The 12,136-nt window shown below is 39.0% G+C and carries 12 protein-coding genes; 10 read left to right on the top strand and 2 right to left on the bottom strand.

All coding sequences use genetic code 11. The features are described 5' to 3' along the window. The 5 genes from K6G87_RS10020 to K6G87_RS10000 form a co-directional block, all read left to right on the top strand. The coding region (locus K6G87_RS10020) for a 3-methyl-2-oxobutanoate hydroxymethyltransferase (protein ID WP_296836563.1) at positions 1 to 442 on the top strand (442 nt) is incomplete at its 5' end. Between the two features lie 163 nt (positions 443 to 605). Then, a complete protein-coding gene (gene panC, locus K6G87_RS10015) occupies positions 606 to 1,451 on the top strand; it encodes a pantoate--beta-alanine ligase (RefSeq protein ID WP_296836560.1) in 846 nt (281 codons plus the stop codon). A gap of 194 nt (positions 1,452 to 1,645) precedes the next feature. Beyond that, positions 1,646 to 2,038 (top strand): aspartate 1-decarboxylase, encoded by a 393-nt coding sequence (panD, locus tag K6G87_RS10010; protein ID WP_296836557.1) that lies wholly within the window; start codon positions 1,646 to 1,648, stop codon positions 2,036 to 2,038. 303 nt (positions 2,039 to 2,341) lie between these two features. Continuing rightward, positions 2,342 to 3,079, top strand: a complete 738-nt coding sequence (locus K6G87_RS10005) for a cell wall hydrolase (protein ID WP_296836555.1) — start codon at positions 2,342 to 2,344, stop codon at positions 3,077 to 3,079. A 404-nt stretch (positions 3,080 to 3,483) separates the two neighbouring features. Beyond that, entirely contained in the window at positions 3,484 to 4,122 is a 639-nt protein-coding gene (locus K6G87_RS10000) for a 3'-5' exonuclease (RefSeq protein WP_296836553.1), read from the top strand. Positions 4,123 to 4,129: 7 nt separating this feature from the next. Here the strand turns inward: K6G87_RS10000 and trmL are convergent, their stop codons facing one another. After that, a complete protein-coding gene (gene trmL, locus K6G87_RS09995) occupies positions 4,130 to 4,630 on the bottom strand; it encodes a tRNA (uridine(34)/cytosine(34)/5-carboxymethylaminomethyluridine(34)-2'-O)-methyltransferase TrmL (RefSeq protein WP_296836550.1) in 501 nt (166 codons plus the stop codon). Positions 4,631 to 4,770: 140 nt separating this feature from the next. After that, complete coding sequence (locus tag K6G87_RS09990) at positions 4,771 to 6,120, bottom strand: MATE family efflux transporter (RefSeq protein WP_296836548.1); 1,350 nt, start codon at positions 6,118 to 6,120, stop codon at positions 4,771 to 4,773. 207 nt (positions 6,121 to 6,327) lie between these two features. Between K6G87_RS09990 and K6G87_RS09985 the strand changes: the two genes are divergently transcribed. From K6G87_RS09985 to K6G87_RS09965, 5 genes are all read left to right on the top strand, one after another. After that, a complete protein-coding gene (locus K6G87_RS09985) occupies positions 6,328 to 6,525 on the top strand; it encodes a hypothetical protein (RefSeq protein ID WP_296836546.1) in 198 nt (65 codons plus the stop codon). A 32-nt stretch (positions 6,526 to 6,557) separates the two neighbouring features. Next, positions 6,558 to 8,057, top strand: coding sequence for a serine hydrolase domain-containing protein (locus K6G87_RS09980; RefSeq protein ID WP_296836544.1), 1,500 nt, complete (start codon positions 6,558 to 6,560; stop codon positions 8,055 to 8,057). A 347-nt stretch (positions 8,058 to 8,404) separates the two neighbouring features. Continuing rightward, complete coding sequence (locus K6G87_RS09975) at positions 8,405 to 9,640, top strand: nucleoside hydrolase (RefSeq protein WP_296836542.1); 1,236 nt, start codon at positions 8,405 to 8,407, stop codon at positions 9,638 to 9,640. Further along, complete coding sequence (locus tag K6G87_RS09970) at positions 9,637 to 11,067, top strand: hypothetical protein (protein ID WP_296836540.1); 1,431 nt, start codon at positions 9,637 to 9,639, stop codon at positions 11,065 to 11,067. The genes K6G87_RS09975 and K6G87_RS09970 overlap by 4 nt, the downstream gene beginning before the upstream one ends. Positions 11,068 to 11,089: 22 nt before the next feature. After that, positions 11,090 to 11,959, top strand: a complete 870-nt coding sequence (locus tag K6G87_RS09965; RefSeq protein WP_296836538.1) for an ROK family protein — start codon at positions 11,090 to 11,092, stop codon at positions 11,957 to 11,959. The last annotated feature ends 177 nt before the right edge of the window (positions 11,960 to 12,136 follow it).

Below are 12,136 nucleotides of genomic sequence, written 5' to 3'. Positions count from 1 at the left end.
TAACGCATTTGGTGGATTTAAGGTACAGGGTAAGGGCGAAGTCAATGCAGAGCGTGTCCTTCAGGATGCACTTGCCGTTCAGGAAGCAGGCGCCTTTGCAGTAACTCTTGAGTGCGTTCCACCTAAGCTTGCAGCTCTTATCAGCAAGAAGCTTGATATCATCACAATAGGAATCGGCGCTTCAAGCTGCTGCGATGCCCAGGTACTTGTATATCAGGATATGCTTGGTATGGCAAGCGGCGTATCTCCTAAGTTTGTAAAGCACTTTGCAGAAGTTGGAGAGATTATGAAGGGCGCATTTGCAGATTATAAGAAAGCTGTTCAGGATGGAGCTTTCCCTACTCCCGAGCAGACATATGCTAAGAGTGACTGCTCAGATGAGTTCTTGCAGAGTCTTGATGCCAAGTACAGTGAAGAGGGCTATATAAAAAGAATATCCTGAGCTGCTGAAAGAAAAATCGTTATATCAGAATTTGTATAAGCTAAGAAGTCTGCGTATGGATTTGTAAAAAAGACCTGATGACAGGTTAATGTTTAGTCTTAGTTTGAATTTAATAACAAAGAGAAATTGCATATATAAGGTATTAAGGTAATCGGAGGAATATATGATCAAAGCAGAAACAATCAAAGAAGTTAGAGAAAAGGTTAAAGCCTGGAAAAAGGAAGGCCTGACAATAGGTCTTGTTCCTACAATGGGATATCTTCATGAAGGACATGCAAGCCTTGTAGATAAGGCAGTATCTGAGTGCGACAGAGTAATCGTATCAGATTTTGTAAATCCTACACAGTTTGGACCTACAGAAGATCTTTCAACATATCCAAGAGATTTTGAAAGAGATTGCAGGCTCCTTGAGGAGCACGGCGCAAGCCTTGTATTCCATCCTTCTGTAGAAGAAATGTATGGAGAAGCTGCAGCTACATATGTTGAGATCCTTAATGATATGCCAAAACGCCTTTGCGGACAGACTCGTCCTATTCACTTTAGAGGGGTATGTACAGTTGTATCCAAGCTTTTTAATATAGCAACACCTGACAAGGCTTTCTTTGGTATGAAGGATGCACAGCAGCTGTCTATCATCAAGAAGATGGTAAGAGATATGTCTTATGGAATTGAAATTGTAGGATGTCCTATAATCCGCGAGGATGACGGACTTGCAAAGTCATCCCGTAATACATACTTAAATGAAGAGGAAAGAAAGGCTGCTCTTGTATTATCAAAGGCAGTTAATCTGGGAAAAGAGATGGCAGATAGCGGCGAAAAGGATGCTGCAAAGATCCTTGAAGCTCAAAAAGCTCTTATAGAAAAAGAGCCTCTTGCAAAGATCGACTACGTTTCAGCAGCCAATTTCGATACACTCGAGCCAGAAATATGCGTAAAGAGCGGAACACTCTTTGCAATGGCAGTATACATTGGAAAGACAAGGCTTATTGATAACTTTTTGTATGAATAAAATATTTCAAACTTCGAACATATAAATAAGTTACTTTCCTTGCAATTATTTAATTAGATTTCTAAAGAACTCGAAAATCCTTTATTAACTGCCCGAGATATCAAATTTGCAGGGACTTTAGATTGTTAATTATGTGCGAAGGTTGAGTAAAGAATTACACATGGTAGTCATAAAGATTCCTGAAAGGAGAAGATATGTTATTAACAATGCTCAAAGGTAAAATTCACCGTGCCACAGTAACTCAGGCAGCTCTTGATTACGTAGGCTCGATCACCATAGATGAAGATCTTATGGAGAAGGCAGGAATCTGTGAGTACGAGCAGGTTCAGATAGTTGATGTTGACAATGGTCAGAGATTTACTACCTATGCTATATGCGGCGAGGCAGGTTCCGGAGTTATATGCCTTAACGGCGCTGCTGCAAGATGTGTAAGTGTAGGAGATAAGGTTATCATCATGGCTTATGCACAGATGAGCCCTGAGGAGATGAAAGAATATCATCCACAGGTTGTATTCGTTGATGGCGATAATAAAGCTGTACGCATCACTACCTATGAAAAGCATGGCCGGTTAGAGGATATGAACTGACATAGAAAAATAAAAAAATCATGAAAATTAATGCATCTGCCAAGGGGCTTATAACCCCTGTGGTAGGTGCATTTTGTTGTTAATTGAGGGTGAATTTTCAGACCTGTTTTCGTAAAAAATCTATAAAAAGATGTAAATATGATTGATTATATGATAGGTAATCTGTTATTATTACATCTGTTGTAACAAATGCAACAAATAAATAATTTTTACACAATAAGGAGAAGTTAGGCTGTTTTCTTTTATGTACTCAAGCTCCGTGGGGGAACTTGGTACTTTCTTTGTATTGATCCAGCCGATGTTATGAAAAGCTTAAAAAGAGTATTATTAACAACAACTGCTATGGCATATGCTGCTGCAGTGCTTTCTTTTGCTGAGCCTATTGTAGCCTTCGCAGAAGAAAATGAAACACAAGATGTGACAACAGACGTAACAGATGTAACAGATAATTCTTCAAATGCTTCCAGCACTGTTGAAGGAGCAACAGATGAGGCAACTACAGATGCAAGCGCAGAAGCTTCATCCACAGAGGATGCACAAGCTCAGACAACAACAGAAAGCTCAACAGAAGGTGAGACTGTAGAAGAACAGACTACAGAAGAACTTACCGCAGAAGAGCAGGCCGCTTTACAGGCAGCGTTACTTGCTGCAGATCCAGTAGGATACGATTATGATTTTACAATGGAAGAGCTCGTTCTTATGGCTAATGTAGTATACAGAGAAGCCAGAGGATCATTTAATGGACAGGTAGCTGTTGCCGAAGTTATAATGAACCGTGTAATGTCACCTGCATATCCTAACACTATAGAAGGTGTTCTTTCACAGAAGGGACAGTTCTCAACATACAGCTGGGCCAGCAAGAGAACAGTTGAAGAGACAAGCCCTGAAATGATCAACCTTTGTCTTAAGGTTTTGAGTGGAGAAAATTCATACCTTAACAATGCAAATATTCTTTCTTTTAAAAGAAATGATGGAAGTCAGACTTTCTATGGAAAGACTCTCTATACAGTAGTTGATAATCAGGCCTTCTATTCTATCTGATGACGTAAGTATTGTGTGTACAATCCGGTCGTCATATGGTTTCAAAAGGTACTTTTGATATCTATATCATCGGATAAGATAATCATTGATCATAAAAAAGCTGTGAAAAAATGAGAAATCATTTTTTCCAGCTTTTTTATATGGCATTTTTTATAACACGCTGTTTGATAAAAGACTGTTCTTGGACTTGATACATAATGGTTAAGTGCAGTGAATTATGCTAACTTAGCAGTAGTTATAGACAAAATAGACTGAGTAAAAAAGTCATGTTAATATAAGTTGGTAGTATAAAAAAATAAATGTGAGATTTTTATGATAAATCACTCAAAATTCGTACATTATAATTTATCTTATATTCTTGCGAATTTTGAGTAAATAAATAGTACATATAGAAGGATAATGATATGGATGCACTTGAAGTGATGTTTGGCAAAAGGAGTATTGCTGATAAGATTGCTCAAAGCAAGGGACCGGTAGGAGTTGAAACCATTCAGATAAAAAATGCTGATACTGTTAAAGATGAGCTTTCAAAGCGCTATATAGCATTTGATACAGAGACAACCGGCTTTTCCGCCTATAATGACAGAATAATAGAGCTAGGCGCAGTCCTTTTTGAAAACGGCAAAGCTGTAAAGAGTTATGGCACACTTGTTAATGCAGGTAAAAGGATTCCTGCAAGCGCTACAAGAGTAAATCATATTACTAATGAAATGCTTATAAAAGCACCTACAGAAGAGGAAGTATATCCTGAATTTGTGGAGTTTTTAGATGATGCCATAAAGGGGAATACGATAATATGCGCTCATAATGCAAGCTTTGATATGAGATTTTTGAGCGCAACTTTTGAAAGACTGGGAATTGGCGCAAAGATCAGATTCGTTGATACTCTGGCCATCTGTAAGAAATGTGTCACCTGCACAGACAACCATAAGCAGCCTACAATGGCAGAATATTTTAATATCAGCCAGCAGGATGCTCATAGGGCAGAGTCTGACGCCCTTGTATGCGGAAGCATAATGAAAGAGCTTTTAAAGCTTATGTAAAAGCTTGTCAGACGTTATCATTCCAGTGTAGTCTGTGAAGCTGCCCGTTTAGATTCAGTCCTTCAAAGTGGTTCTGACGAAGAGCTTCAAAAAGGACTATTGCAGCGGAGTTACAAAGGTTGATGGATCTTGTATCTTCGAACATCGGGATACGAACGCATTCTTCTTCATGATCTACAAGGATCTCTTCCGGTATGCCTCTGCTTTCCGGTCCGAACATTATATAATCATCAGTTGTATAGCTGACATCAGAATAGACTTTATGAGCTTTTGTAGTAGCCATCCATACTTTTGGATGGTTATTTTTATTCATAAAGTCTTCAAAGTTTTCGTAAACTTCATAATTAAGCTTGGGCCAGTAATCAAGGCCTGCACGCTTTATCTCTTTTTGGTCAAGGCTAAAACCAAGGGGCTTTATAAGATGAAGTTTTGTATTTGTAGCAACACAGGTTCTTCCAATGTTGCCGGTGTTATAAGGGATTTCAGGTTCAAATAATACTATGTTCACTTCTTTGTTTATTCCTTTTCATTGATAAGGCCCTTTGATTTTTATCTCAAAGGGCTTTGTTATTATAGCAGAAATTATTAAATTCTTGTACTGTGTGAACTGTCCACCATCTAAAGATAATGGGGGTTATTGCTGCATCGTTATGCACTTCCCAATTTCTTTTCCCAATGACTTAACCTGAAATAGATAAGCATCAGTAAACTGCACATCATCCAGCCTACAGGGAACGACAGGCTTACAGGATAAATGGATGGGGTGATCCTTGTAATAACGAACAGGTATATCTGTCTGAATATTACGAAGCTGAATATCATGATAAACATAGGTGCAGTTGCATCGCCTATACCTCTTAATACGCCTGCGTGAATCTGATTGAAGCAGCAGAAGAAATCAAACATACAGTTGCATCTTATAAATATGATTCCATATTTCATAACTTCCTGATCTTTGGTGAAAAGACGTATTATGTAAGGCGCAGCTGCGTATTCCAGCGCACAGATAATTATTGTAACAATGACAGCAAGTAGTAGGGATATACGAATTCCCTGTTTGATTCTGTCTGGATTTCTGGCACCGGCATTCTGGCCTGTGAAAGTGGTGTTAGCAAGAGATATGCTCTGAAGGGGCAGCATTACAAAAGCATCAATTCTTCCATAGCTTCCCCATCCGGCTGTAGATGCAGCACCAAAGCTATTAATATAGCTTTGAACGAATATGTTTGAAAAGCTGATTATTGCCATCTGAAGTCCCGCAGGAAGACCAACAGAGAATATCTTTTTGAGAATCCCCGGATCTATATGCATTTCTTTAAAAGAAATGCCATAGTTTTCCTTGGTCTTAAGCAGTACATACATACCCATAAATGCAGATACAAACTGGGATATAACTGTTGCATAGGCAACTCCGGAAACACCCATTTTAAATCCTATGACAAATAAGAGGTCAAGGATTATATTAAGAACACTTGTGATTATGAGGAATATAAGTGGTCTTACAGAATCGCCAATAGCCCTTAATATTGCAGATGTCATGTTGTAGAACATAAGACCAAGGATACCAAGGAAGTATATTCTAAGATAGGTGGTCGCAGGTTCTATAACAGATACGTCTGTTTTCATGAGAACTATAAGTGGTGGTGTTATAAAGTAACCCAATATCATAAAGGCAATGCCCATTATGAAGGTTGCTGTAAGAGCTGTGTGGATTGATTTTCTTAACATATCAGCCTTTTGAGCACCGAAAAACTGGGATATTATAACTGATGATCCTGTAGAAAAACCTACAAAAAGACCTACCAGTGTGTTGATTATTACAGCTGTACTTGTAACAGCGGCAAGTGATTCAGGACCTACAAACTGTCCAACTATTACGCTGTCTACAGTGTTATAAAGCTGCTGAAAGGCATTACCAAGTAGAAGAGGTAATGCAAAAAGGACCAGCTCCTTAAGGATTGGTCCTTTGGTCATATCAATATTTTTAGATCTAGCCATGTTGTTTTGGATCCTCCTGGATAAAAGTATAGCACAATATAATAGTAACCAAGTATTAACTATTTATAAAAAAGATCATGGCGCCGATAAGGTGTTAATGACAAAGAATTTTCCTACCCGCCATCTTAAAAAAATCCCAGATACGTGGTGCATTATAAAAGCATAGGTGCTATAGTTATTAAAAATGCAAAAAAAGGGGACGAAGGTATGTATTACATCGAGGTTATAGTTTTGCTTCTTATAGGTTTCTATGGTCTGGCACAGGCATTTATGAACAATAAGGTTGCCAGGAATTCAAAGGGTCAGGAAAAGAGCACCAAGTATTTTAAAGTGTCGGGAGCACTTATGGCAGTTATTTCATGGCTTCTTGCAGGATATATAATCTACCATTATCTTGCAGTATAAAAACCCAAAATATAAATTGGAGATAGTAAGTTATGAATTCTTTCGATGCGAAAGAGTGTATTAGTGATATCTGGGATCAAATAAATAAGTCAGGTCTTATGAGTGGTGGTAATAACAGCGTTCATAGTCTTCTGGCTGATCAAAACGGAAAGAAGATATTCGAAGAGTACACTTATCCATACAGCAAATCCAAGATGCACAGGATGTTTTCTATTACTAAAAGCTTTGTATCACTTGCTATAGGCTTTTTGATAGATGAGGGGAAGCTAGATCTTAGTGATAAGATCACAGATTTTTTCCCGGAATATGAACCCAAGGAAGGTTTTCATCCATATCTTTTAAATATGACGATTCAGGATATGCTTAGCATGCAGACCTGTCATACATCAACGACCTATAAGTTTCATGTTGATCTTAACTGGGTTGAAAGCTTTTTTGTTACAGCTCCTTCTCATAGAAGTGGTAAGCTGTTTAATTATGATACTTCATCAAGTCATACGCTTGCGGCACTTGTGCGAAAGCTTTCAGGCTGTGAAGTACTTGATTATCTTAGAACGAAGATTCCTTCAAGATATCTTTTTTCCAAAGACGCGTATATTATAAAAGATCCTTTCGGCGATGAGATCGGCGGATCAGGCCTTATGTGCTATCCGGACGATATTCTTAATGTCGGAAGATTTGTAATGGACGAGCTTTTGGAAGATGCAGATGACAAGAAGGAGCTTGATACTGCATTTTGCATAGGTGATAAGGAAAAAGATATAAGGTCTTTCAGAGACTATATCAGGCAGGCCGTAAGCTTTATGACACCGAACATTCAGACGGGGCAGGTTACCGATGAGCGTCAGGGATATGGTTATCAGTTCTGGCGTATTCGCGGCGGATTCTGTATGTATGGCCTTGGCGGGCAGTATGTACTATTCTATCCACAGTATGATCTTGTGATAGTGACAACTGCTGATCTTCAGAATGTAAAGGGCGGAAATCAGCCTCTCCTTGATATAATACATGATGCACTTCTTAAGCATGCACCTTTATTTGGTGAGTATGAAAATAGTATAGATAAGGCACTTTGCACAGAGCCTTTTAAATCTGAATTCGACTATACTTATAAAATACAGGAAAATTGTGGAGGCTTTTCTGAGTTTCATGTAAGCTACAACGATCAAAATGAAGTAGCTGGTGCAAGAGGCTGCCTTAATATAAAGCAGGAGACAGATAAGGGAGTTACAGACTATACTATCTTATTTGATCCTGATAATGAGGCTGAGGGAAAACTTACACTTGTAGATCCTCATACAATGGAGTGCCCAAGCATTACATCCTGCGAAGTTCCTTATGTATCGAGGGCTAAATGGACAGGGACTGATACCTTGTACATAGAGATATGCCTTGTTGGGGAAGATGTGGGTTCTATTCATATAACACTTAATATTTCAGAAGAAAATCTATCAGTTCAGATGCGTAAGATAGTAGAAGCAAGGTTTGAAGACTTTAAGGGATTCCTTGAAGGAACAGCTGTAAAGAAATAACTTATTTGCAGACTTCGCATAGATAGTATGTGATATACCTTACGATTTGAAGCCCTTAGGCAGCTATAAAGAATATGTAAATCCTTTATAGGCTGCCTAAGGTATCAAAATCGTAAGGTATAAGACAATTGGTTTATGGAATGCGAAGTCTGAATAATTCAATTGCATGGGGATGGGAATTAGCCTAAAACGCTGCAATACATATTGGAAAAAATGTGTCATAATAGGTATATACGATATAACGTATATGCTTGTTATGACTTTTTATTTTACGTAAGTCGTTTTATGTATGGGTGTATGAGGGGCGGTATGTTGCATTTGGGTCAGATGCCGAGTTGTGGAGATATATGAAAAAATCTGCGATTGCTTTTTTCTGTATTCTCATCTTAATAGTAAATAGCGTGGCAGTTCCTGTACTTGCTGCAAGGCAACCTTCGGATACCTTGTCAGATTACAGGGATATATTTAAAGACGCCCTAAATGAAGCAATGCAGGAAGTCGGCCCCGAAGAAGATTATAGTGGTATGACCGATGAAGAGATACAACAGGCTCAGGAAAAAGAAGAGCAGGAAGATAATAAAGCCCGTGAAGAAGCTCAGGAATCTGTTGAGAATATTCAGGATGACCTTGCCAAGGAGCAGACAAACACGGGGCCTGTAGGTATCATTATTGATGCCGATATGTCTACAGATGTCGATGATGTTGCAGCAGTTCGTATAGCACAGGAGCTTGAGTATCAGGGACTGTGCGATATCATCGGATTTGCCTATTGTTCCAAGAATCCATCAGGTAATAATATTAAAGCTGCTGAAGGACTTTTTGATTATGCTGGTCTTACAGATGTACCTGTAGCCAAGGCAGCAGTGTCATACGAATATGGCGGTAATGGTGATTACTGGGGAGTTTTATGGCAGTATAAGACAACTGATCATCCTGTATATGATAATGCTGTAAACATGTACAAGGAAGTTCTGTCTTCACATAACGGTAAGATAAGGATTGTAACCACGGGTTTTCTTACCAATATCAAAGAACTTCTTAAAGATCCGGAAGGGTACGAGCTTGTCAAAAACAAGGTTGATGCTATCTATGTTGCGGGCGGAGAATATGACGGATTATGTTATAACCTGTCCTATGATGATACCAGGATAGCTGCAACAGATTATGTTGCCAGAAATTGTCCTGTTCCTTTGTACTTTACCATGGATGTACTTGGTGCTATAAGATGTGGAGGCCACCTTACAAAGATTGACACCTATGATAGCGATATACTTTCTAAAGCTTATGCCCAGTTTGGTCTTGAGGATGGCCAGAACTACGGTAACTGTGACGGAACAGCAGTCTACTGTGCCATAACGCAGGATACCGGGTACGGAGGCTATTTTGAAGCGATTCCATGTAACTTTACAATTAATTATAATAACGGCGGAGTTTTGACCCAGACAAAGAGTGATACAATTACAGGTATTTACATGCTTGAAGCCACCTATACCAAGAATAAATACGAACTTTACAGTTCTTCAACTTATACTAATCTCTTTGATTCATATCTTGAAGCAGATTATTTAAGGAGACATCAGTGAAAAAATTATTACCTCGACATGGACGAAAATATATAGCATATCTTTTACTTATAATGATGGCACTATCATGCATATCCTGTAAGAGGATAGGAAGATCCGGCGCAGAAATAAGCTTTGGTGATAATGTCATTGTTATAAGCTGTGGGGATAACTATGCAATTTATGATGACACTGCTGATGAAAAAGGCAGATATACTATAGAAAACAAAAATGATGGAAAAGATATACTAGTATCTTTTCTTGAAGATTCTGACTTTGAAGCTCTGGAATCCCAGATGATGACATGGACAAGGAATGGCTATATTACGAGTACATCTTTTAATTTTGATGATGCCGGAAACGGCAGGCTCATATTTACAGGATCAGATGGACAAAACGAGTATTTTCGCGAAGTAAGATATTTATGTGGGAGCGACATATATGCTATATTAGATACCTTTACCACAGAAGATATTAAAGGCTTTGACGAGATAAATATTTCTTTTAAAGAGCTTGTAAGTACTTCAGATCATTCTCAAAGGATTAACGATCTTGGCAACTACATGCTCAATTATGCAGGAACCATGGCCAATACCCAGGAAGGTCTTGAAGCACTTAATGCATCAAATGACAGCTCATCAGTGGGAAATGAAGGATCGGATAACAGTAACTTTGATGATAGTCTTCTGACACCGGAAGCAGTTGCCGGCGTTGCAGAAGAATATGGATATACTCAGATAAGTGAAAACTCTGGTGACGGGTATCTTACTACTATTTATTCAAAACCAGGAAGCGTAGCAGAGATGCGATTTACTCTTTTGGAAGATATAACTCTTACAGATGGGTTTTATAAACAGGAGCTGGAGTCTACAGGCTATGATAAGGTTCCTAATCCTGTAGTTATGAGAGTTCCGGATTCCCAGGGCTATGCAAGGTATTATGCGGCTATGCATGATGAAGATGCTGTACTTGTAATATATACAGATGATGCAGATGAATGCAGCAGCATATCATCGAGATTTGGACTTGTCTATAATGCTGACAGCAGTGCTTATGATGAGATAACTTACGGTGAAGAGCCCCAGATTCCTGTGGAAGGCGTAATGGATCTTTCTATGGAAAAGTACAGGGCAGTGGCTTCATATTTTGGAATAATCGATGATGTGTCAGAAACAGTCGAAGGTGGAAATATAGTTGGCGGTGATTTCATGGATGGTACGACCATGAGCCATGCTTTTGTAGAGCCAAGATATGTTCAGGCAACTTATGAAGAAATGCTCAAAGCTTATGGAATACAAGGACCAAATCCTTGCGTATTCCAGATGAATTCAAGATATATAGTGATTGCTTATGATACAAGTGGTAACATAGTAATGGTATCTGCAGAGTCAGGAACAAGACTTGCGCAGATATGTACATATTTTGGGATAGACGTTACAAAAGATTAGAAATGGGAAGGAGTAACTTGATATGATTTATGGCGGTATAGAAGCGGGCGGAACTAAAATGATATGCGTTATTGGTAATGAAAACGGAGAGATCCTTGACAGGATGCAGATTCCTACAAAGACTCCGGAAGAAACCATGCCGCAGATGATAGAGTATTTTAAAGGCAAAGATATCAAGGCACTTGGCATAGCATGCTTTGGCCCTATTGATCTTGATAAGAATTCAAAAACCTATGGATATATTACTTCGACACCAAAACTTGCCTGGAAGAATTATGACATAGTAGGTGCTTTTGAAAAAGAGCTTGGAGTGCCGGTTGGATTTGATACAGATGTTAACGGATCCCTCCTTGGAGAGATAACCTGGGGATGTGCCAAAGGAAAGACTGATGCACTCTATCTTACAATAGGAACAGGAATTGGCGGCGGAGTAATGACTAACGGAAGACTTCTTCATGGAATGCTCCATCCTGAGCTTGGCCATATCAAGATGGCAGTAGTAGAGGGCGACACCTATAAAGGCAAATGCCCATACCACGGCAACTGTTTTGAAGGAATGGCAGCAGGCCCTGCTATTGAAGAAAGATGGGGCAAAAAGGCTGTAGAACTTGCAGATGACGATAAAGTCTGGGACCTTGAAAGCACCTATATAGCTCAGGCACTTAGCTCTTATATCCTGACACTCAGCCCTCAGATCATAATCCTTGGCGGAGGAGTAATGCACCAGGAGCAGCTCTTCCCACTTATAAGGAAAAAAGTATTAGAGCAGTTAAACGGATATGTTATAACCAAAGAACTTGCAGACATCGACAATTACATTGTCCCAGCCAGCCTTAACGACGACCAGGGAATAATGGGAGCAGTGAAGCTTGCAATCGACGCAGTATGCTGATAGGAAAAAAGATGCCCCTGATATAATCCTCGTACGGATAACGCACGAGGATTATATCAGGGGCATCTTTTTTGTACTCAGCAGACTGCATGATACCACTTTGTGCTCACATATAACATTTTGACAGGTTTACCAAACAATAGATGCTAACGAATGTGCTTATTATAATTTAATATA

It is taken from the genome of Butyrivibrio sp. (genome assembly GCF_024699075.1).
Note: the sequence above shows the minus strand (reverse complement) of the source record. Positions and strands in the feature narration are given on the sequence as shown.

Excerpts from the sequence above, each read along its gene's own strand:
- panC (WP_296836560.1), top strand. The coding sequence starts at position 606 with ATGATCAAAGCAGAAACAATCAAAGAAGTTAGAGAAAAGGTTAAAGCC.
- panD (WP_296836557.1), top strand. The coding sequence starts at position 1,646 with ATGTTATTAACAATGCTCAAAGGTAAAATTCACCGTGCCACAGTAACT.
- K6G87_RS10005 (WP_296836555.1), top strand. The coding sequence starts at position 2,342 with ATGAAAAGCTTAAAAAGAGTATTATTAACAACAACTGCTATGGCATAT.
- K6G87_RS10000 (WP_296836553.1), top strand. The coding sequence starts at position 3,484 with ATGGATGCACTTGAAGTGATGTTTGGCAAAAGGAGTATTGCTGATAAG.
- K6G87_RS09990 (WP_296836548.1), bottom strand. The coding sequence starts at position 6,120 with ATGGCTAGATCTAAAAATATTGATATGACCAAAGGACCAATCCTTAAG.
- K6G87_RS09985 (WP_296836546.1), top strand. The coding sequence starts at position 6,328 with ATGTATTACATCGAGGTTATAGTTTTGCTTCTTATAGGTTTCTATGGT.
- K6G87_RS09980 (WP_296836544.1), top strand. The coding sequence starts at position 6,558 with ATGAATTCTTTCGATGCGAAAGAGTGTATTAGTGATATCTGGGATCAA.
- K6G87_RS09975 (WP_296836542.1), top strand. The coding sequence starts at position 8,405 with ATGAAAAAATCTGCGATTGCTTTTTTCTGTATTCTCATCTTAATAGTA.
- K6G87_RS09965 (WP_296836538.1), top strand. The coding sequence starts at position 11,090 with ATGATTTATGGCGGTATAGAAGCGGGCGGAACTAAAATGATATGCGTT.